Raw genomic sequence first — 20,836 nt, forward strand, 5'->3', positions numbered from 1 at the left:
CGTTGCGGCCAGTGCGAGGCCCAGGGCGATGAGGATCGTGCCCACGACGCGGTTGAGGGCCGGTTTCGCGTGCTCGTACCAGCGCTGGGTGGCCGGGGCGGAAAACAGCAGGGCCACGCTCAGGTGCCAGGCCGTGGACGCCACGACGATCAGGGCGACCGCCGCCGCTTTGACACCCGCCGGTTCGCCCGGCGGGAGCGTCGCGGTCAGGACGCTGCCGAAGAACGCCGCGGCCTTCGGGTTGGTCAGATTGCTGACGACGCCCTGGCGGAACGCGCTCCCGCGCGCCTCGGGCGGGGCGGATTCCGGCGCGCGGGCGCGCAGCCACAGCCGGATCCCGAGCCAGGCGAGGTAGGCGCCGCAGACGACGCGCAGGGCCGTGGCCAGCCACGGCGTGCGGGCCAGGAGCGTGCCGAGCCCGAAGACGGCGACCGCGGCCAGCAGCCCGCCCGCGGCGACGACGCCGAGCGCGACCGCCAGCGCGGCGCGCCGGTTGCCGGCCGCCGCCGTGTGCGCGATGAGGACGAAGTTGGGGCCGGGGGAGACAGTGTCGTCCAGCGAGGTAGGCCAGCAGCACCGTGCCGAGGGTGGCGGCGGCGCTCACGCCGCCCGGCCGCCCCCGCCGACGACCTGGTCGCGCACGGACCGCAGGGCGTCGTGGTCCACAGTGGACGGTTCGGCGGCGAGCCATTCGCCGATCTCGTACAGGAACGTCTCGGGCGTCATCGGCGGGGCCGCCTCGTCGTCCGGGTCCGCGGTGGTCAGCTCGCCGCTGCGGCTGGGGTAGACGATCATCGCGCCGCGCAGCGCGACGCCGGGCAGCAGGTCGCGGTAGGCGGCGAGGCTCTCGGCGAGCCGGCTGCCGCCGCCGCGGAACGGCCGCCCGTTGCGCAGCAGCCTGCCGTCCTCGGCGGTCTCGTAGTGCCCGGGCAGCCACAGCTTCGATTCGATGAGCACCAGGCGCTTCCCGCACAGCACGGCGTGGTCGACGTCGGCGAACACCGAGCCCGGCCAGGCGAGCCCGTGGAAGATCCGCGCGCCGGGCAGCCGGGTCAGGTAGCGCTCCAGCAGCTCGGCGGTGAGCCGCTCGGCCAGCTCGTCGCGCTCGGTGCCGGGCGCGCCGAAGACGGTGCGGCCGCCGAACTCCTCGGCGAAGGCGTCCCGGGCGCGGGACGCGCGCAGGTAGCCGCGGGCCAGCCGCTGCACCAGCAGCGCGGTGCCGGCGGTGAGCACCAGCCAGGCGACCAGCACGGGCGGCGAGAACTCCACGCCGCTGACCAGGGGCAGCAGCACCAGCACCATGCCGCCCACCGCAGCGACGACCGGGGTGTGCCCCGGCCCGCGGCGGCGGCCGTGCCGCATCCGGGTGTCCTCGCCCGCGAAGTGCCACCAGTCGAGGTCTTCGGCGTCCAGGTCGGGCAGGTCGGGGACGAAGCCGGGCTCGTCGCCGAAGCGCCGCCGGGGTCGTGGCCGCACCGGGACCGGCACGACGGTGGCGGCCCGGGAACCCCGGGCGTCGTAGCGGTCGCGGCTGACCGGGTCGCTCAGGACGTCGTAGGCCTCGCGGAGCAGCCGGAACGTGCCGACCGTGCCGCCGGCGTCCGGGTGCAGGGACTTGGCGAGCCTGCGGTAGGCCGTCTTGACGTCGGCCGCCGTGGCGTCGCGGTGGACGCCGAGCACCTCGTAGTAGTCGACCTCGGGCACGCTGGCGTTCACCTCCGGATGGCTGCGCGAAGACTTTATGGGGTCGGGTCGCGGGGCCGGTCACCGCCTCCGCGGCACGGCAGGGTGATGGTCCCGCGGGCCTGGTCAGGGCGGTGTCAGGAGTTCTACCGCTCGCCTGGTGTGCCGTCACCGGCGCGCTCTGCCGACTCGCCGGGGTGCATGACGTGGCCCCGTCCGGGGCGGGCGTCACGTTTCCGGTGCTCCATTAGTGTCCACTGAGGACTGTTTGTCGCTCGAAAGTGGTGTAACGGCCGGGTTTTACCGGGGCGCGCTGACGTTGCGTAGCCGGAATCCACCCGGATGGACGCGAACAGGTGTTCGATTATCCGGGTATTGTTGTGGCATGTCCCCGGTTCCCCACGAACGTGACGGGCTCACCGCCACCCCACCTCGGCAGCGGGCCCGTCACCCCTCCCTCAGCAGGAAACGCTGCAGCTTGCCGCTCGCGTTGCGCGGCAGCGCGTCGACGAATCGCACCCGGCGCGGGTACTTGTACGGCGCGGCAACGGCTTTGGCGTGCTCCTGCAGGGCGTGCACGAGGTCCGGCCCCGCCTCGGCGCCCGGCCGGGGCACGACGAAGGCGGTCACCACCGAGCCGCGGTCCGGGTCGGGTGTGCCGACGACGGCGCAGTCGGCGACGTCCGGGTGCGTCAGCAGCACCTCTTCCACCTCGGGGGCGGCGATGTTGTAGCCGGAGGACACGATCATGTCGTCGCTGCGGGCGACGAACCGGAAGTAGCCCTCGGTGTCGCGGACGTAGGTGTCGCCGGTCAGGTTCCAGCCGTCGCGGACGTAGTCGGCCTGCCGGGGGTCGCCCAGGTAGCGGCAGCCGGTCGGCCCCTGCACGGCGAGCAGTCCCGGGGTGCCGTCGGGCACCGGCCGGCCGTCGAGGTCGAGCACGGTGGCGCGGAACCCGGGCACGGCGACCCCGGTCGAGCCGGGGCGGGCGGCCTCGTCGGCGGCGGAGATGAACACGTGCAGCATCTCCGTGCTGCCGATGCCGTCGATGAGGGGCCGTCCGACGACCTTGCGGTACCGCTCGGCCACGGCGGCCGGGAGGGCTTCGCCGGCGGAGACGGCGCGCCGGACGCCGGCCAGCAGCGGGCCGTCGCCGGAACCGAGGATCGCGCGGTAGGCCGTCGGCGCGGTGAAGAGCACGGTCACCGCCTGCTCGGCGACCGTCGCGGCCAGCTCCTTCGGGGTGGCGCGCTCGAGCAGGAGCACGGCCGCGCCGGCGTGCAACGGGAAGACGAGGAGGCCACCGAGGCCGAAGGTGAACGCGAGGGGAGGGGTGCCGCAGAAGAGGTCGTCGGCGGTGGGCTTGAGGACGTGCCGGGAGAACGTGTCGGCGATGGCGAGCAGGTCGCGGTGGAAGTGCATGGTCGCCTTCGGCGACCCGGTGGTGCCGGAGGTGAAGGCGAGCAACGCGACGTCGTCGGCGGCCGTCGGCACGTCGTCGAAGGCCGCCGGGTGCCGGGCGCAGCGACCGGCGAGTTCGGTGCCGTAGGAGACCACCGGCAGGCCGGGCGGCAGCTCGTCGAGCAGGCGCTCGTCGCAGAGGGCGACGCTGGGTTCCGCGCGCTCGACGATCTTGTCGAGCTCGTGGCGGCGCAGCATCGGCATGGTCGTGACGGCGACCGCCCCGGCCTTGAGGACGCCCAGCCAGCACGCCGCGAGCCAGGGCGTGTTGGTGCCACGCAGCAGCACACGGTTCCCGGGCACGACACCGAGATCGGCGGTGAGCACGTGCGCGATCCGGTTGGCGCGCGCGAGCACGTCGCCGTAGCTCCACGTCTCCTGCGGCGACCGCAGGCACGGCCGGCCCGGCCCGAGCCGCGCGACGGTGCCGTCGAGCAGTGCGGTGGCGGCGTTGAGCCGATCGGGATACCGCAGCTCCGGCAGGTCGAACACCAGCCGCGGCCACTGCCCCACGGGCGGCAGCCGGTCGCGGCAGAACGAGTCGATGTGAGCGCTGGGCGAAAGCGGCATCACGGCTCCTCGGGTCGGAACGACCTGCACCAGGAGAAACGTAGCACTGGTTGCGACCGTCGAGAAGACGCAATGCCGCACCCATGACGGCGACAACAAGAAGACGATGCCCCTGTGTTCACCAGGAACCGCACACAGTGACCACCCCTCGAGGAGGCGGCTGATCACCGACGCACAACAGACGGTCACCCGACCACAACGCCCCGGGCGGCGATGGTCGCAGCCACCACCGCGCGACCCGCGCGCGCCGAGAAGGCTGCCGGGCCGTCGGCGGCAGCCGGTCGCGCTTGCCGAGGCATTGTCGGGTCGCCTGTGGCAGTCGGTCGCGCGCTGAGGCTGTTGCTGGGCCCTGGCAGCAGCCGGTCGCGCGTGCCGAGGCGGTTGCCGGGCTGCCCTTTGCAATCGGTCACGCACGCCGAGGCTGCTACCCGGCCCCACCGCCCCGCTGCGGCCGATCGCTCGCCAGGGCGGCTACCGGGCCGCCCCCCGGCAGCCGACCACTCAAGCCGATGCGCAAACCGGTGGCCACCCGGTCCACGATGATGGTCGCGGCCCGCCACCAGTCAGCCTGTGGCAATCGGTCACGCGCGCTGAGGCTGCTGCCGGGCCTCCGGCGGCGGCCGGTCGCCTGCGCCAAGGCGGTTGCCGGGCGGTCGGTCACGCCCGCCAGCGCTGCCCCGGGTGAGCCCACGGTGGCGGCACCCCCAAGCCGGGATGCGGGCTGCGCCCAGCCACAGCCACCGCCGAAGCCACTCCGTCGGCTTCCCCCAGCACGGGGCGGATCGCCGAAACTCAGGCTCCCGAGTCCCGTTCCAAGTCCAGTTCCGAGGCCCTGAAGAACGCCGCCGGGTTGTCCGAAAGGCTCTCGAGCACCCCGTGCCGGACCCGGGCCGAGAGGGCGGCGCTGCCGACGGCCCACACCGCGATCACCATCACCACGGCCGGTGCCGACAGGACGTGGCGCAGCAGAGCCAGGTTCACCGTGGTGGCCAGCGCCGCTATCTGGAGCACGTTCACGTACCACTTGCGCGGCTGCATCGAGAACACGCGCGTTCCGCTGAGGTAGGCCGTCAGGCCGGCCGTGACGAACCACGCGGCGGAGGTCGGCGGGGACTCGTGCAGCGAAAGGTCCACCCCGGCCGCGACGAGCAGCAGCGAGAACGCCGGGAACAGGTGCCCGCCCGCGTACAGGAAGTAGGCCAGCGCCGGGTTCCCGCCGGAAAGGCCGAGCATGCGCTCGTAGATCTCCGCCGCCGACGTGAAGTACACCCACCACAGCGCGCCGGCGAGCACCAGGCCGCCGATCAGCGCGAGCCAGTAGCCGAGGTCGTCGGCCGGGCGGTCGAGCGCCGCGCCCCCGACCGTGATCACCAGCTCGCCGAGCAGCAGGATCATGAAGAGCCCGAACCGCTCGGACAGGTGCCCCGCGTCGACCGCCCGCCCCGGGGTGCTCGTCGGGGCGAGCAGCGAGCGCATCTTCGCCTCCCGGGACGGCCGGGGCCCGTCGTGGCGGTCGCGACGCCAGTCGTCGCCCTTGTCCAGCAGCAGGAAGCCCGCCTCCTGGATCAGCGCGAACGCCCACAGCACGAACACCCACGGCCGCGGGACGAACGCCGAGACCGCGAACACGGCCGCCGCCGCGGCGTAGCCCCAGGTGATCCGGCGGACCCCGGCCTTGCCCCGGCCGGACCACCAGTGCGCCACGGCCAGGATCAGCCGGACGCCGGCCAGCGCGCCCGCGAAGCCCGCCGGGTGCCCTTCGAAGACGTGGTGCGCCTGGGTGGCCGCGATCGCGCAAGGCACCGTCCCGGCGAGCACGAACAGCCGGTCGGTGACGCGGGTGTCGTCGCCGACGCGGTTGTAGAGCAGGGCGAAGCCGATCCACGTCCACCACAGCGTGGCGAACAGGCCCAGCGCGGAGGCGACGTGCGCCCAGCGCGGATCGGCGACGATCGCGTGTGTCACCTGGCTGACGGCGAAGACGAAGACGAGGTCGAAGTACAGCTCGACCCATCCGACGCGTCTGCCGTGCTCGGCGCTGTCCTGCTCCTCGGTCACAGCCGAAATTGTGCACTGTGCCTCGGACAGGGGGATGGGCGCGTTCCACCACCCGCCGTTTCTGTAACGGCGGAATGGGGGCGGACGACTCCCGCATTGAGCGGTTGCCTCGATGATACTACGGCCCGTAGCATCATCGACGCGGAATGCGACCCTGACGCGGAGTGTGATCGCATGAGCACCTGGACGAAGCCGTCCCCCGGTCGGCGTAATGTGGGTGCCGGAGAGTGGTATCCGACCCTCTCTCCAGAACGCCGTGCGATCGTCCTCGCAGACGGAACCGGTACGCGGCGCGAAAGGGTGTGCTGACGCCATGGACATCGACACGGCGGCTCGCGAGCAGGAAACCTCGCCGACGTCCGAACCGGGTGAGCCGATCATCGGCCAGTCCCCGCGGCGCAAGGTCGGGAGCTCGGTGTACGTCACCGTCCCCGGACCGGTGCCGATGATCAAGGCCAAGCAGAAGAAGAAATAGCTCAGCCGAGGTTCATGGCGTACTGCGCGGCCTGCTGGAGACTGCCGAGCAGGTAGTTGTAGCGCTCGGAGTCCAGCTTGCTGATCAGGGACAGGTGCCGGGGTGCTACCCGTTCGCCGTTCGCCTTGATGACGTAGGTCGAATTGAGGGTGATCGCGCCGACGGTGAGCACGTCCGCGGGAGCCTTCCCGACCATCCTGTCGCTTCCCGTCCCCGAAATGAGGATGGGGGCCGCGAGAATGCCCCGCCAGATCTGCGCGATCGGTGACGGTGTGAGGTTCGCGGCCTGCAGGTTGCCGGTGAAGATGGCTTGGGCGGCGGCGAAGTCGGAGCCGCGGTCGATGTTCACGTGGTGCCGGAGCGACCACTCCTCTCGGTGGGTGTACACCGAGGTCCCCACGAGGTTGATGGTGTAGCTCCGCCCGCCGTTCTCCTGGGTCCTGCTCCGAAGCCAGAGGAACAAGCCGAAGTTCTCGCCGTCGTTGCCGCCGAGGACGTGGTTGCCGTACTCGGTCGAGAACCGGTTCAGTACGTCCAGCGGACCATCGGGGATGCTCAGCGCTTTGTGCAGTCTCGTGGTGAGGTCCTCCGCGGCCTGGCCTGCGGGGATTTCGGCTTTCGGTGAGCAGCCGACGGCTGTGTAGCAGACATCGAGCGCTCTGGCGAACCGCCGGCTGTAGACCAGGGAATCGCCGACCGCATCGTCCAGCCGGTACCGCTCGGGTTCCAGGACGGCGAGGGTCAGGTCGGAAATCGCCTGGTTCAACTGCGAATACGACTTGAGGAAGATGGGCCTGAGGCCCAGTTTCTGCTCGAGGTAGCGAGCCGAGTTGATGGCGTAGGTCGCCGCGAGGGTCGGCGACACCCTGGGTACCGCGGGCGGGACCACGAGAGAAAATCGCGGCGAATTCGCGGGAGCACTCTCGTAGAGGGGGCCTACGAGGTTCGGGTCGGACATGCCGAGCCCGATGAAGATCGTGCAGGAGTCCTTCAGGGAGTCGGCGAGGATGGCCCGGACCTGAGCACCGTACTTGAGGAATTGCGACTCGGTGAGGAGAATCGGTTCCTCGTGGCCCGCTGCTTGCCGGATCCGGCCGTGCAGGTGCAGGACGCCGATTTGACCATCCCGGTTCCAGTCCTTCCATGCGCCCGTTTGATCGGACGGGACGGAGAAGGACTTCACATCGGCTCCGGCGAAGTAGGCCAAAAGCGCCTCTTCGAGGACGATGTCGAAGTTCGTGGTGAGCAAGCGGCTGTCGGTCCGCCGAACGTAGGCCAGCCGCGCGATCGACTCGGCCAGCAGGCCCGGTGTCACCTGCAGATCGCGCTGGTAGAGCGCCTTCCGGATGACCTCGTGCTCCTGGATGTCGCCCTTCGCTTCCTTGAGCAGCTGAAGGACGATCTCCGCCTTGCGCATCAGATCGGACTTGTCAGCCCTGGCGATCCGCTGAATGTTCTTGTCTGAGATCTCGTCAGTCATCTTCTCGATGAGGGACTGCCACGACGGCAGGCCGGAGTTCATCGAGACGCCCGCGCCGACCACGATCGTCAGCGGGAGACTGCGGTCTCGGACCGTTTCGAACAGTTCCGTGAGGTAGGTCTGCGTTTCAAAGGAAAAAGTGTCTCCGTCGTCGAAAGCGCTAGGATCGACGATTTTCGAGACGAATCCCTCTGGCATGCCCGTCCTCACGCGTCACGGCTGTGGTGTCATCTTGGCACCCGTGCGTCGTGAGGTCGGGCCGCGTGGTGAACTTGTTACGCCGTCCGGGAAGATCACGCTAATGGCCGAATGGGTCGTTACTCCGCGTTCCCGGAATTTGTCATTCTTTTGTCAAAGAAAGGGGCAGGTCGGCGCGGATCAGTTCCGCTTTCGCCATCGTGTCGTTGAGGAACGCGGGCAGGGGACGCCGGTAGCGCGCCGCGAGGGCGTCCGCGATGTCGGTGGTGACCCGCCAGCCCTGGCCGTCCAGCCAGGCCGCCGGGTCGCGGCGGGGCTCGGTGTTGAGCAGGCCCGCCATGCTGATGCCCAGGCGTTCGGCGGCCCGCATCGCCTCCATGCTCCGGTTCATGCCCTCGACGTCGCCGCCGGGGACCTGCTCCACGCCGAACCGGCTGCCGGGCGCCGAACGGGCGTGGACGAGGTCGAACAGCTCCTCCTCGGCCCGCGCGGGCAGGTACGGCAGCAGTCCCTCGGCGAGCCACACGGTCGGCCGGGTCCGGTCGAAGCCCGCCCCCTCCAGCGCGGCGGGCCAGTCGTCGCGCAGGTCCGCGGCGACGGGACGGCGGTGGCAGTGCGGCAGCGCGCCGAGGTCGTCGAGCACCTGCTGCTTGAACTCCAGGACCCGCGGCTGGTCCACCTCGTAGACGTCGCGGCCGTCCAGGTCGAGCCGGTAGGCGCGGGCGTCGAGGCCGGCGGCGAGGATCACCACCTGCGGGGCGCCGGAGGTGACGACGACCTCGTCGAAGAACCGCGACCGCAGGCCCATGTAGGCGGCCATCGAGCGCCACATCTCGTCGCCGTCCACGTCGGACGGGCCGGTCGGCAGCGGCTTGGGCGGATCCGCCGCGCGGACGAACTCGGCCGCGAACGGGTCGTCGACCAGGCCGCCGGCGGACTCCGTCGCGACGGCCCGCGCGGCCGCGACCGCCAGTGCCGTCAGGCCGACGCTGGTCACGATGTCCCACTGCCGGTGCGTCATCCGCGGGCCTCCCCTTGATCACTCGATCACCCCAGCATGACATTGCGCGACGGATCGAGTGCGTGGCGTGAGCGTTTTGCCCGGAATCGGAGTGTGTGGCGTGCGTCACCGGCTGTGATGTTCGGAAGTGTGCGCCGGACTCACGGTGCGTGCCGGAAATTAATAACGAACAACGCCCGGCGCGCTTTGTCAAATTGTGCCGATGTAGCGATCGGGTAACGCTGTGGGTAATTCTGCCGACGCCGGAAAAGATCCTTTCGGGAACATCGTGAGCCGGGCTAAGCACCGCGCGGAGCTGCGCGAACAGGGTTGTACGGTGTGCAAGGCGGAGTCGGCGGGACACGATGCGTGATATGTGCGGGCGTGTCGGAAAGTATTCGCGGTGCACTGTCGAAAATGTCGGTGTCAGGCTTGACAGGGGTGCTGGAGTTGATGTTCTCTGCAACCCGGCTCGGTCACGCCACGTCATTGGGAAAGCCGCAATTTCACCGGTTCGGGTGCCGGTGCTCGATCGTTCAGGACGTTCCGTGATCGGCCCGGGGGTCATCTCGTCCTGTCCGAGTTCGACGTCAGCCGCGCGCCGGCTGGGAATCGAGCGGTTCCACCATGCTTGACCGAGGCTCCAAAGCGCCCAGAGGGTCCATGCCACACCGGCCGGCCGACTCCCCGTGGTGGCCTGCGCACTGGAGCGTCCGCACCAAGATCAGCGTCGTCCTCCTGCTCCCCGTCCTGGTCGCCGTCGCGCTGGCCGTGGTCCGGATCCAGGGTGAGCTCGACCGGGCCACGACGCTCAGCGCGGCGCGCGACCGGCTGCCGGTGCTGCACGACACGATCGACCTGACCGCGTCGCTGAGCCAGGAGATGGTCGCCGCCGTTGCGGTACCCGGCGGCGCGCCGAACACCCTGACCGCCGCGGTCGACGCGAAGGTGAGCGCCATCCAGCGCGAAACCGGGTTCGCGCCGCTGACGGCCGACACCGGCCGCGCCCTCAACACCGCGCTCGGCAAGCTCGCCGGGATCCGCGCGGCCGGCGCCGCGAACGGCGACGTGCGCACCAAGGCCGCGGGCTACAACGACATCATCGCCTCGCTCGGCGACCTCGTGCCCGCGCTCGTCCCCGCCGACGTCGGCAGCGAAACGGCCGTCGCGGCCGACACCGCCCGGCTGCTGGTGCACCTGCGCGGCGAGCTGGCGACCGAGGAGACCTACGTGCGGGCGGCCGCGGCCAGCCCGGACGACGCGTCGCTGCGCCCGGCGGCCGTGTTGTCCACCGCCGAGCAGACCGTGCTCGGCGAGCAGGCCGGCCGTCAGCTGTCCGGCGCGCTGAAGACCCGGTTCGCCGCCGCGATCGCGCCCGCCCAGAACCGGCTCGGCACGCTGCAGGATCCCGACAGCACCGGCGCGTCGGCCCTGCTGTCGTTCCTCCCGTCCATCACCGCGGAAGTGCCCGGCGTGACCGGCGTGCTGAACGACGTCGCCACGCAGCTGGCCGGCAACGTGTCCGACGCGGCCGACCGCGCCCGTGCCGACTCCCTGCGCGACACGGCGCTCGTGCTCGGCGCCCTGCTCGGCGCGCTCGCGATCGCCCTGCTGGTCGTGCGGTCGCTCGTGACGCCGGTGCGGCGGCTGCGTGCGGCCGCCCTGCACGCGGCCAACGAGCAGCTGCCGGAGACCGTCCGGCAGGTCCGCGACGGCCAGGAGGTCGACTGGCGCGCCGTGCCGCCGGTCCCGGTCCAGACGGAGGAGGAGATCGGGCAGCTGGCCCGTGCCTTCGACGACATGCACCGCCAGGCCGTCCGGCTCGCCGTCGAACAGGCCGAGCTGCGCAAGCAGGTCAGCGAGATGTTCATGACGCTGTCGCGGCGCAGCCAGTCGCTGGTCGAGCAGCAGCTGTCGATCATCGAAGACCTCGAGTCGGGGGAGCAGAACCCGAGCCGGCTGGAGGAGCTGTTCCGGATCGACCACATCGCCACCCGGCTGCGCCGCAACGGCGAGAACCTGCACGTGCTCGCCGGTGGCCGTCCGGTGCGCCAGGGCCGCGAGCCGGTGCCCACGCGCGACCTGCTGCGGGCCGCGACGTCCGAGGTCAAGGACTACCGCCGGATCGCGATGGGCAACGCGCCCCGCAGCTCGGTGCAGCCGGAGGCGGCCGCCGACGTCGTCCACATCCTCGCCGAGCTGCTGGAGAACGCGACCCGGTTCTCCCCGCCGGAGCAGAAGGTCGCGCTGACCGCCGACCGCGGCGCCGACGGCGGCCTGCTGATCGAGGTCGTCGACCAGGGGCTGGGCATGACGGCCGCGGAGCTCACGGCGGTCAACGAACGCCTCGCCGCCGCCGGCACGGTCGGGCCCGAGACGACCCGGCGGATGGGCCTGTTCGTGGTCGGCAGGCTCGCCGCGCTGCACGGCGTCACGGTGCGGCTGCGGGCGACCGGGCCGGGCGGGCGGCACCAGGGGGTCACCGCCAGCGTGCACGTCCCCGGCGCGCTGGTCCTCGCCGACCTGGCGCGGCCGATCGGGGCCGGCCGGCCGGTCGAACCGGTGCGCCGCAACGGGTCGCACCGCCCCGTGGTGGTGCCGCCACAGGCGCCGACGCCGATCTTCGAGCAGGTCGTCACGAGCTGGTTCACCGAGCCGGTCGACCCGCCGCCCGGCCGTCCGCCGGTCGCGACGCCGGCCCCGGCGCCCGCCCCGGCACCGGCCGCGAAGCCGCAGCCGTCGCCCTCACCGGCCCAACCGCCGTCACAGCCGCAGCCGGTCGCCGAGTGGGCGACCCCGGCGGCGGAGCAGGCGCGCCACGCGGCGGAAAGCGCTCTCGAACCGGCGGCGGCGCCCCAGCTGACCGACGCCGGCCTGCCGACCCGGCGGCCCGGTGCGCAGCTCGCGCCCGGCGCGGTCGTCCCGCGCGTGCGCGAGCAGAACGGTGGCGGGTTCCGGGACGCCTCCGCCGTCCGGAACAGCCTGTCCCGGCACTACCAGGGAATGCGCGCGGCCCGGCGGCAGACCGCGTCGCGCACCGAAGAATCCGGAAAGGACGAAGTGGATCCGCGATGACGGAACTGCCCGAGGTTCACCACCACCGGCGCGCCCCCGGCGCCGACTCCGCGACTCGCACGCTGAGCGGCACCCTGGGGGTCTTCCCCGCGACGGCGCCACCGCCCGAACGGGCGGCCACGCTGAACTGGCTGGTCAACGGGTTCGTGCAGGACGTCACCGGGGTGGCCCACGCCGTGCTGGTGTCCGCCGACGGGTTGCTCGTCGCGGCCGACGAGACGCTGCCGCGCGAGCGCGCGGACCAGCTGGCGGCCATCGCGGCTGGGCTGTCCAGCCTGTCGCTCGGCACCGCCGAGCTGTTCACGGCGGGCCGGGTGGTGCAGTCGGTGATCGAGATGGAGCAGGGGTTCCTGCTGCTGATGAGCGTCGGCGACGGCTCCAACCTGGTCGTGCTCGCCACGACCGGCTGCGACATCGGCCTGGTCGGCTACGAGATGACGATGCTGGTCGAGCGGGTCGGGCAGAAGGTGGACGTGCCCGCGCGTGAGATGCCGGTGGCTCAGGACCGCCTGTGACCGACTACCCGCCGTTCGGCCCGGCCGGAGAGGAGCCGCGCCACGCACCGTCGCTCGCGCGGCCATACTCGTGGACCGAGGGCCGGACGGCGCCGGTGGTCGAGATCGCGGTCGAAGCGCTCGTGGAGACGACGGCCGCCGGCCGGAACGAGGCCTACCAGTCGACGAGTGCGCTGGCCCAGGTCATGGAGCTGTGCATCCGGCCGCGGTCGCTGATGGAGATCGCGGCGCTGCTGGTACTGCCGCTCGGCGTGGTCCGCGTGCTGGTCGCGGACCTGATGGAGGACCGGCTGGTCATCGTCCGCGACACCCTTTCGGACACCTCGTCCTGGGGCGAGCGCCACGACCTGATGGAACGCGTGCTGCACGGCCTGAAGGACCTGTGAGTCCCGCCGTGCCCCGGAGGAAGGACTGACCCATGGACCACGCGGAGAACTTCGCGCTGGGACGCTGGCTGCTCGTGCTCGCCTACCTGACCTCGGTGGTCGGCTGCGTGCTCGGCCTCGCCTGCGCCGTGCAGGCCCGCCACGCGGCCGACCCGCGCCACCGGCTCCGATGGCTGGTCCTGGCGTCGGTGTCGATCGGCGGCGTCGGCATCTGGCTGATGCACTTCGTCGCCATGCTCGGCTTCAGCACACCGGGGATGCCGGTGCGCTACGACGTCTTCCGCACGGTGCTGTCGGCGCTGCTGGCCGTGGCCGCGGTGTTCGTCGGGCTGCTGGTGGCGGGCAGCCAGGCCCGGATCGGCTGGCGGCTGCTGCTCGGCGGGCTGATCACCGGGCTCGCGGTCAACGTCATGCACTACACGGGCATGTCGGCCCTGCGCGTGAAGGGCGGCTTCACCTACGACACGCCGCTGGTGGTGCTGTCGGTGGTCATCGCCGTGGTCGCCGCGACGGCCGCGCTCTGGTTCGCGATCGTCCTGAACCGCCTGGTGCTGCGCGTGGCCGCCGGGTTCGTGATGGCCATCGCCGTCACCGGCATGCACTACACGGGCATGGCCGCGGTCCGGATGCAGATGGACATGGGCGCGCCGGACCCGTCGGGCACGGAGGTGTTCTCGTTCCTGTTCCCGGTGTTCGTCCTCGCGGCGATCGCGATGGCGGTGCCGCTGACGGCGGTCCTGATGGCGCCGGCGGTCGAGGCCGCTCCGAAGGCCGAGGTGGCGGCGGAGAAAGCCCTCGTCTGAGTGGTCGGTGTGCTTGCCGCGAGGCCGTGTAGATCGCTATGAACGGGGTGTATAAACCGGCGATATACTCCCGGTGTATAGTCGCTCGCATGTCGATCGGACTCACTCTGCTCGGGCTCCTCGAAGGCGGCCCGCGGCACGGCTACGACCTGAAACGTGCCTACGACGACCGGTTCGGGCACGACCGGCAGGTCCACTACGGGCAGGTCTATTCGACCCTCGCCCGGCTGCTCAAGCAGGGGCTCGTCGAGGCCGACGGGGTCGAGGTCGACGGCGGGCCCGAGCGGAAGCGGTACGCGATCACCGACGCCGGGGTCGCCGACGTCGGCAGCTGGCTCGCCACGCCGGAAAAGCCCGAGGTTTACCTGCAGAACACGCTCTACACCAAGGTCGTGCTCGCGCTGCTGTCCGGCCGGCCCGCCTCCGAGGTGCTCGACGTCCAGCGCTCGGCGCACCTCGACGCCATGCGCGAGCTGACCCGCCGCAAGACCGGCGGCGACCTCGCCGACCAGCTGATCTGCGACCACGCGCTGTTCCACCTGGAGGCCGACCTCCGCTGGCTGGAACTGACCGCGGCCCGGCTCGGCCAGCTGGCGGAGGAGGTCGCGTGAACGACGTCCTGCTCGAAGCCGCCGACCTCCGGAAGGCCTACGGCCCGACCGAAGCGCTGGCGGCCGCGAGCCTGCGGGTGCGGGCGGGCGAGGTCGTGGCGCTGATGGGGCCGTCCGGGTCCGGCAAGTCGACGCTCCTGCACTGCCTGGCCGGGATCGTCCGGCCGGACGCCGGGACCGTCCGCTACGACGGCGCCGACCTGGCCGGGCTGTCCGACCGCGCGCGCTCCGCCCTGCGCCGCACGGACTTCGGGTTCGTCTTCCAGTTCGGCCAGCTCGTCCCGGAGCTCACCTGCCTGGAGAACGTCGCCCTGCCGCTGCGGCTCAACGGCGAACGCCGGCGTGTCGCCGCGCAGCGGGGGCGGCAGCTGCTCGACGAACTCGATCTGCTGGACGTCGCCGGGAGACGGCCGGGGGAGGTGTCCGGCGGGCAGGGCCAGCGCGTGGCCGTGGCGCGTGCACTGGTGACCGGTCCGCGGGTCGTCTTCGCCGACGAACCGACCGGCGCCCTCGACTCCCTCAACGGGGAACAGGTCATGCAGCTGCTGACGTCGGCGGCCCGTGAGCGCAACGCCGCCATCGTCCTCGTGACGCACGAAGCCCGCGTTGCCGCCTACTCCGACCGTGAGGTCGTCGTCCGCGACGGCCGCACCCGGCAGTTCGAGGTGACCCGGTGATCCGGCGCTGGTTCGGCGACCTGGCGCTGGGGATGCGCCTCGCGCTCGGCGGTGGCGGCGCCCGCACGGCCCTGGTGCGGCTGGCCCTCACCGCGGCCGGGGTCGGCATGGGCGTGGCCGTCCTGCTGACCGCGGCGTCGGTGCCGCACCTGCTCGGCGCCCGGGACGGCCGGGCCGCCGCGCGGACGGCGATCGAGAACGGCCCGCCGGTCGCCGGGATCGACCCGGTCTACGTCGTCGAGCGGACGGACGAGTTCCGGGGCCGCGGCCTGCAGGGTTACCTCGTGCAGCAGACCGGGCCGGCCGCTCCCGCGCTGCCGGGGGTCGAGCGGCTGCCGAAGGCGGGCGAAGCGGTGCTGTCACCGGCGCTCGCCGACCTCCTCGCGTCGCCGGAGGGCGAGCAGCTGCGCCCGCGGTTCCCGCAGTGGGTGATCGGCACCATCGGTGACGCCGGCCTGACCGGCCCGAACGAGCTCTACTTCTACGTCGGGTCGACCACCGCGGCCGCGCAGCCGAACGCCGCCGCGGTGAGCCAATTCGGCGGCGAGCCCGCCGGCCGAGGCCTGACGACGCTGGAACTGCTGCTGGTCGTGCTCGGGGCGACGACCTGCCTGGTCCCCGTCTTCGTCTTCGTGGTCGCGAGCACCCGGCTCGCCGCAGCGTCGCGGGACCGGCGTCTCGCCGCCCTGCGCCTCGTCGGCGCCGACCGCGGTCAGGTGGGCCGGATCGCCGCCGGGGAGGCGCTGCTCGGCGCGTTCGCCGGGCTCGTGGTGGGCCTGGCGCTGTTCCTGCTCGTCCGGGCGCTCGTCCCGACGATCACCGTGTCCGCCTTCCGCGGCGGCATCTTCGGCGGTGACGTCGTGCCCGACTGGCGGCTCGGCGTCCCGGCCGTGGCGCTGCTGCCGGTGCTGGCGTGCGCCGCGGCCGTGGTCGCGCTGCGGCGGGTCGTCATCGAGCCGCTCGGCGTGGTGCGGCGCGGTACCCCGGTCCGGCGGACGCTGTGGTGGCGCCTCCTGCCCGCCGTCGTCGGCGGGGTGCTCCTGGCGGCGCGGTGGGAGACGGCGACGGCCGACGCCGGGGACACGGCGGTGATCACCGGGATGGCGCTGATCCTGATGGCCGTGCCGCTCGTGCTGCCGTGGCTGGTCGAGCGGGTCGCCGGCCGGTTGCGCGGCGGCTCGCCGGCCTGGCTGCTCGCCGTCCGGCGGCTGCAGCTCGACGGCGCGTCCGCGGCGCGGCTGGTGAGCGGGATCGCCGTGGTGCTGGCCGGATCGATTGCCCTGCAGGGGGTTTACGCCCGGGCCGAGAGCGACCAGACCGGCGCGGCGGACGCCAGGGTGCTGGCGAGCAACTTCGCGTCGAACCTCACCGAGGTCCGGGCGTTCACCGCCACCCTGCACGACCTGCCCGGAGCGCGTGACGTGCCGGTGAGGACGGGCGGGCGGCTGGTGGACGCGGCCGGCGCGGAGACCACGCTCGAGTTCGGCAGCTGCGCCGAGCTGCGGGCCAAGGGTGCGCCGGGCGACTGCCGCGACGGCGACGTGTTCGCCGTCGGGACCCCCGCGCCGGACGCCCACCACCCCGCCCCCGGTGACCGGCTCTGGTTCCTCGGCGCCCGCCGCGCCGACCCGGACGTCCCACCACAGTGGACGATCCCGGTGGACCGCTTCCGCACGGTGCCGGGACATCCGGCGGGCCTGCTCGTGACGCCGGCCGCGCTGTCGACGGCGACGGCGGTCGGGCTGATCTCCACCGCGACGATCCCGGCGGCCGACCTGGACCTGGTGGAGCAGGTCCGCAACGCCGTCGGGCAGCTGGGCTGGAACGGGATCGTCTACTCGCTCGGCACGGAACGCGACGGCACCTTCGCGCTGATCGCCCACGTGCTGTCGGTCGGGTCGATCCTGGTGCTGCTGCTCGCAGCGGGCAGCCTGATGATCGCGGCGTGGGAGCAGCTGCGCGAGCGGCGCCGCAGCCTCGCCGCCCTGATGGCCAACGGCGTCGGCCGCGGGGTGCTCGCCCGGTCGCTGCTGTGGCAGATGGTCATCCCGGTCGCGGTGGCGGTGGTCGTCGCGGTGGCCGCCGGGCTGGGCCTCGACTGGCTGCTGCTGACGCTGGTGGTGCACCGCACGATGGTGGTCGACGTCTCGACGATCCTGGTCCTGGCGGCCACGGCGGCGATCGCGGTGCTGGGGGTCACCGCGGTGACGCTGCCGGCGCTGTGGCGGTCGACGAGCCTGGAAAATCTGAGGGAGGAATGAGCGTGCTCAGCTCCGCACGACCCGCAGGCAGAGGCGGGTGAGCACGGCGCGGAGCTCGTCGTCGGGCAGCGCGTCGAGGCGGCGCGTGACCACGCCCAGGTCGCTGATCAGGGAGTAGGCGGCGATCTCGTCGGTGGTCGGGTCGGGGCCGAACAGCAGGTGCAGGGCGCGCTCGGCGAGCTCGTCGAGGGTCCGGCTGATGCCGGGGTGCCGCCGCACGATCGGGTCGGCCTGGCTCATCGGCGCGAGGGTGCGGTACGCCGTGACGACCTGGTCGACCCAGTGGGTCACGTAGAACTCGAGGCGCTCTTCGCGGCCACTGATCCGCTCGAGCGCGTCGAGCCCGGCGGCCAGCGCGGCGACGGTGGGTTCGAGGAGCGCCTCGAGGATGGCGATCTTGGTGCGGAAGTAGTAGTAGACGTTCGCCTTGGTGACACCCATCGTGTCGGCGATCTGCTGCAGGGAGGTGGCGTCGAACCCGTGTTCCAGGAACAGCTTCCGCGCCGTGTCCAGCACCGCTTGCCTGGTCTTCTCGGCCTGCGCCGCCCGTACCGCCGCCACGCCGTCATCGTAGCGTCGCGCGCCCTCGGCCCGGCGGGCGCGCGGAGGTCAGGCCCGGACGACCTCGCCCAGCCGTGCGACGAACTCGTCGGCGTGGCCCGTCTCCCAGACCAGCGGCGGGCGGACCTTCAGCACGTCGCCGCCCGGGCCGGTCAGGCCGGCGAGCACACCCCGCTCGACCAGGGCTTCCAGCAGCGAGCGGGCGACCTCGCGGGACGGGACGTCTCCGGCGGGGAGGACGTCGATGCCCGCGAGCAGGCCGGTGCCGCGGACCTCGCCGAGCACCGGGGAGTCCAGGGCGCGCAGGCCCCGGCGGAGGTGCGCACCGACCTCGACGGCGCGGGTGGGCAGGCCGGTCAGCTCCAGGACGTCGAGGACGGCGTGGCCCGCGGCCGCGGCGGCCGGGGTCGCGGCGAAGGTGGAGAAGTACTCGTAGCGGCCGGCCAGGACGTCGGCGATCTCGCGCCGGGTGACGACGGCGCCGATCGGGTAGCCCGCGCCCATCGGCTTGCCCAGCGTCACCAGGTCCGGCGTGATCCCGGCGAGCCCGAACCGCCACAGCTGCGGGCCGCTGCGGCCGTAACCCGACTGGACCTCGTCCGCCAGGTACAGCGCGCCGGCCGCGTGGGCGCTCTCGACCAGCCCGGCGAGGAAGCCGGCGGGGACGTCGAGGATGCCTTCCGACGTGAACTGCGAGTCGGCGAGGACCAGCGCCGGGCGCAGGCCTTCGGCCGAAAAGGTCGGCGTGGTTACGGAATCCCGTGGCGCGGCGAACGTCCCGACGTGCGGTGGCCGGTGGCCGGGCGGCCATTCGTTCGAGCTGAGGTCCGCCATCCACTTCGACGAGCCGTGGTAGGCGTGCTCGGCGATGATCGCCGCGTCGCCGCCGGTGTACTCGGTCGCCAGCCGCCACGCCAGTTCGTTCGCCTCGGTGCCGGACGTGGTGAACAGGCACGTGTCCAGCTCCGGTGGCATGGTCGCGAGGATCCGCTCGGCCAGCGAGACGATGCCGCCGTGCAGGTACCGCGAGTGGGTGTTCAGCTCGCCCAGCTGCCGCCCGGCCGCCCGCGTGACGGCGGGGTGCGCGTGCCCGACGACGGCGACGTTGTTGTACGCGTCCAGGTACCGGCGGCCGTCGCGGGCGTAGAGCCAGGTGCCCTCCCCGCGGACCAGCTCGAGCGGGCGGCGGTAGAACAGCGGCGACAGGCCGCCGCCCATCGCCGCGGCCCGGCGGGCGGGCAGCTCGCGTTCCGGGACGGCCGTGGCGAGGTCGCGGGTCCCGGCCAGGCGCGCCAGCCGGTCGCCCAGCTCGTGCGGGCTGAAGGCGCTCAGCTGCGCCAGTACGCGCTCGCTGGTGTCGTCGTACTGCGTGATGTAGCGCTCGTTGTCGCGGTGCGCGTCCCGCCGGGTCGCCGACACCGCCAGCGTGGTGAGCAGCCGGGCGATGACTAGCTCGCCGAGCACGCCCACCTCGTCCGGGCTCAGCGCACGGTGCCGCTGGTAGCCGCGCAGCACGGCTTCCGTGCCGCGCCAAAGGTCGTCGGACCGGCGCACCACCGACGTGAGGGTGGCGGCCAGGTCGGTGACGGCGGCCGTGTGGTGCATGTCGCCGAAGTCGATCACCCCGGTGATCGCGCCCGCCTCGGCCAGCACGTTGGTGAGCGTGACGTCGGCGTGCTGCACCCCGGACGGCAGGGTGGCCGTCGCGGCCAGCGCCGGGGCCACCCGCGCGACCAGCTCGCCGAAGTGCCCGATGCCCGACCCGGCCACCACGGCGGCCAAATGCCGGACGTCCCACAGCAGGGTGCGGCCGGCCGCGGGGTGGAAGAACCCCTGCAGCGCCAGGGAAACCCGCGCTGCGACCGCGCCGACCTCGGCCGCGAGCCCGTCGTCCAGGGGCTTGCCTTCGAGCGGGGCGCCGGGCAGCAGCGTGATCAGCCGGGCCAGGCACCCGCGTCCGGTGTCGTCCGTCAGGTGCGCGACCACCTCGCCCGTCCGCGTGGCGACGGACTCGGGCACGGGCAGCCCGGGGTCCGCGGTGTGCACGTGCTCCAGCGCGCGGACCTCCATGTCGACGACGTCGGCGCGCTCGGCCGGGTTGGAGATCTTGAGGACGAACCGGCCGTCGACGAGCACGTTCCGGTCGCGTTCGCTGTCCAGGGGCTTCAGCACCGGGTCGGTCAGCCGCCACTGGTCGCCGAGCGCGGCACGCAGGCTTTCGGAACCGAAAGCCGGTGCCGGTTCCGTGAAGAGGCTCATGCGGAGACGTCCTTTCCGGGACAGCGGGTACCGGCCCGCCTTCCATGGTGAACGGCCGGTCGTGGCCGGGGTAGACCACATCGAGGATCTGGTCAACGGCAAGAGTCTGGTCAGGACAGTGCACTTCGGAGTCGAACGGGCAAACCGGGCGGTAACGACGGGCAGTGCGTCGGCGGCCCCGATCGGCCTGACGTAACGTCGAATTCACGGATAACCCGGCCATTCCGGGCGTTTCACGGTCCGGAATTCGACGAGAGGAATCGTCATGACGAACAAATGGACGAGAATCGGTGCGATGACCGCGGCTGTGGCGACGGCGGCATTGGTGGGCGCGGTACCGGCGAATGCGCAGGCCGAGCGGCATTGTGTGCTCGACTCGGAAACCGGTGCGCAGCACTGCTTCGCCGACTACCAGCAGGTGCTCTCGTACGCCTCACGCGGCACGCAGCGCTCCGAGGTCGCCACGCAGTCAAACGGGGATGTCGTGCAGGGCACGTTCTTCGACGGCCCGGACTACACGGGCAGCTCGTTGACGATCACCGGGCCGGAACTGTGCAAAAAGGACGGCTGGGTGAACTGGCAGTTCGACCTCGGCGACGACTGGAAGAACAAGATCACGTCCGTGCAGCCGTGGGGTGACTGCTGGATCTGGCTCTACCCCGAGCCGAACCTCGGCGGTGACCGGGACGGCCCCTTCAAGGAGAACAACGGCAACATCGGGTCCTACATGGACAACCGCACCCAGTCCATCGGCTTCAGCTGA

General features: G+C 72.2%; 17 protein-coding genes. 9 read left to right on the forward strand and 8 right to left on the reverse strand.

What is annotated here, in order from left to right; all coding sequences use genetic code 11:
• From VA596_RS44730 to VA596_RS44745, 4 genes are all read right to left on the reverse strand, one after another.
• Positions 1–558 (reverse strand): LysE family transporter (locus tag VA596_RS44730; protein ID WP_323336402.1); only part of this gene is annotated, 558 nt, incomplete at its 3' end.
• A gap of 42 nt (positions 559–600) precedes the next feature.
• Positions 601–1,704, reverse strand: a complete 1,104-nt coding sequence (locus VA596_RS44735; RefSeq protein WP_323336116.1) for a DnaJ domain-containing protein — start codon at positions 1,702–1,704, stop codon at positions 601–603.
• 426 nt (positions 1,705–2,130) lie between these two features.
• Positions 2,131–3,714 (reverse strand): AMP-binding protein, encoded by a 1,584-nt coding sequence (locus tag VA596_RS44740; protein ID WP_323336118.1) that lies wholly within the window; start codon positions 3,712–3,714, stop codon positions 2,131–2,133.
• A gap of 792 nt (positions 3,715–4,506) precedes the next feature.
• Positions 4,507–5,772, reverse strand: a complete 1,266-nt coding sequence (locus VA596_RS44745) for a low temperature requirement protein A (protein ID WP_323336120.1) — start codon at positions 5,770–5,772, stop codon at positions 4,507–4,509.
• Positions 5,773–6,085: 313 nt separating this feature from the next.
• Between VA596_RS44745 and VA596_RS44750 the strand changes: the two genes are divergently transcribed.
• The gene (locus VA596_RS44750; RefSeq protein ID WP_323336122.1) at positions 6,086–6,247 is read left to right on the forward strand and encodes a hypothetical protein; all 162 of its coding nucleotides are present in this window, start codon (positions 6,086–6,088) and stop codon (positions 6,245–6,247) included.
• A 1-nt stretch (position 6,248) separates the two neighbouring features.
• Here VA596_RS44750 and VA596_RS44755 read toward each other — a convergent pair whose 3' ends face one another.
• Both VA596_RS44755 and VA596_RS44760 read right to left on the reverse strand, forming a co-directional pair.
• Positions 6,249–7,925: an SIR2 family protein gene (locus tag VA596_RS44755; protein ID WP_323336123.1), complete on the reverse strand. Its 1,677-nt coding sequence runs from the start codon at positions 7,923–7,925 to the stop codon at positions 6,249–6,251.
• Positions 7,926–8,067: 142 nt separating this feature from the next.
• A complete protein-coding gene (locus tag VA596_RS44760; protein ID WP_323336125.1) occupies positions 8,068–8,946 on the reverse strand; it encodes an SAM-dependent methyltransferase in 879 nt (292 codons plus the stop codon).
• Between the two features lie 642 nt (positions 8,947–9,588).
• Here VA596_RS44760 and VA596_RS44765 point away from each other — a divergent pair.
• The 7 genes from VA596_RS44765 to VA596_RS44795 all read left to right on the forward strand — a co-directional run bounded on the left by VA596_RS44765 (position 9,589) and on the right by VA596_RS44795 (position 17,253).
• Positions 9,589–12,000: a sensor histidine kinase gene (locus VA596_RS44765; protein WP_323336127.1), complete on the forward strand. Its 2,412-nt coding sequence runs from the start codon at positions 9,589–9,591 to the stop codon at positions 11,998–12,000.
• Entirely contained in the window at positions 11,997–12,515 is a 519-nt protein-coding gene (locus VA596_RS44770; protein ID WP_323336129.1) for a roadblock/LC7 domain-containing protein, read from the forward strand. The genes VA596_RS44765 and VA596_RS44770 overlap by 4 nt, the downstream gene beginning before the upstream one ends.
• Positions 12,512–12,901 carry a DUF742 domain-containing protein gene (locus tag VA596_RS44775; protein ID WP_323336130.1) on the forward strand — a complete coding sequence of 130 codons (390 nt, stop codon included), beginning with the start codon at positions 12,512–12,514 and terminating at the stop codon, positions 12,899–12,901. The genes VA596_RS44770 and VA596_RS44775 overlap by 4 nt, the downstream gene beginning before the upstream one ends.
• A 32-nt stretch (positions 12,902–12,933) precedes the next feature.
• Positions 12,934–13,704, forward strand: a complete 771-nt coding sequence (locus VA596_RS44780) for an MHYT domain-containing protein (RefSeq protein ID WP_323336132.1) — start codon at positions 12,934–12,936, stop codon at positions 13,702–13,704.
• A gap of 89 nt (positions 13,705–13,793) precedes the next feature.
• Complete coding sequence (locus tag VA596_RS44785; protein ID WP_323336134.1) at positions 13,794–14,315, forward strand: PadR family transcriptional regulator; 522 nt, start codon at positions 13,794–13,796, stop codon at positions 14,313–14,315.
• Complete coding sequence (locus VA596_RS44790) at positions 14,312–14,992, forward strand: ABC transporter ATP-binding protein (protein WP_323336136.1); 681 nt, start codon at positions 14,312–14,314, stop codon at positions 14,990–14,992. The genes VA596_RS44785 and VA596_RS44790 overlap by 4 nt, the downstream gene beginning before the upstream one ends.
• A complete protein-coding gene (locus VA596_RS44795) occupies positions 14,989–17,253 on the forward strand; it encodes an FtsX-like permease family protein (protein WP_323336138.1) in 2,265 nt (754 codons plus the stop codon). The genes VA596_RS44790 and VA596_RS44795 overlap by 4 nt, the downstream gene beginning before the upstream one ends.
• Before the next feature lie 6 nt (positions 17,254–17,259).
• Here the strand turns inward: VA596_RS44795 and VA596_RS44800 are convergent, their stop codons facing one another.
• A complete protein-coding gene (locus VA596_RS44800; protein ID WP_323336139.1) occupies positions 17,260–17,814 on the reverse strand; it encodes a TetR/AcrR family transcriptional regulator in 555 nt (184 codons plus the stop codon).
• Positions 17,815–17,862: 48 nt separating this feature from the next.
• A complete protein-coding gene (locus VA596_RS44805; protein WP_323336141.1) occupies positions 17,863–20,073 on the reverse strand; it encodes an aminotransferase class III-fold pyridoxal phosphate-dependent enzyme in 2,211 nt (736 codons plus the stop codon).
• Positions 20,074–20,368: 295 nt separating this feature from the next.
• Here VA596_RS44805 and VA596_RS44810 point away from each other — a divergent pair, with 295 nt between their 5' ends.
• Positions 20,369–20,836: a hypothetical protein gene (locus VA596_RS44810; RefSeq protein WP_323336143.1), complete on the forward strand. Its 468-nt coding sequence runs from the start codon at positions 20,369–20,371 to the stop codon at positions 20,834–20,836.

The sequence above is a fragment of the Amycolatopsis heterodermiae genome (assembly GCF_034929455.1).
Taxonomy (GTDB): Bacteria; Actinomycetota; Actinomycetes; order Mycobacteriales; family Pseudonocardiaceae; genus Amycolatopsis; species Amycolatopsis heterodermiae.

What these genes read in the sequence shown, in the direction of transcription:
- VA596_RS44805 (WP_323336141.1), bottom strand. Translation starts at nt 20,073, where the DNA reads ATGAGCCTCTTCACGGAACCGGCACCGGCTTTCGGTTCCGAAAGCCTG.
- VA596_RS44755 (WP_323336123.1), bottom strand. Translation starts at nt 7,925, where the DNA reads ATGCCAGAGGGATTCGTCTCGAAAATCGTCGATCCTAGCGCTTTCGAC.
- VA596_RS44780 (WP_323336132.1), top strand. Translation starts at nt 12,934, where the DNA reads ATGGACCACGCGGAGAACTTCGCGCTGGGACGCTGGCTGCTCGTGCTC.
- VA596_RS44765 (WP_323336127.1), top strand. Translation starts at nt 9,589, where the DNA reads ATGCCACACCGGCCGGCCGACTCCCCGTGGTGGCCTGCGCACTGGAGC.
- VA596_RS44740 (WP_323336118.1), bottom strand. Translation starts at nt 3,714, where the DNA reads ATGCCGCTTTCGCCCAGCGCTCACATCGACTCGTTCTGCCGCGACCGG.
- VA596_RS44810 (WP_323336143.1), top strand. Translation starts at nt 20,369, where the DNA reads ATGACCGCGGCTGTGGCGACGGCGGCATTGGTGGGCGCGGTACCGGCG.
- VA596_RS44760 (WP_323336125.1), bottom strand. Translation starts at nt 8,946, where the DNA reads ATGACGCACCGGCAGTGGGACATCGTGACCAGCGTCGGCCTGACGGCA.
- VA596_RS44770 (WP_323336129.1), top strand. Translation starts at nt 11,997, where the DNA reads ATGACGGAACTGCCCGAGGTTCACCACCACCGGCGCGCCCCCGGCGCC.
- VA596_RS44750 (WP_323336122.1), top strand. Translation starts at nt 6,086, where the DNA reads ATGGACATCGACACGGCGGCTCGCGAGCAGGAAACCTCGCCGACGTCC.
- VA596_RS44785 (WP_323336134.1), top strand. Translation starts at nt 13,794, where the DNA reads ATGTCGATCGGACTCACTCTGCTCGGGCTCCTCGAAGGCGGCCCGCGG.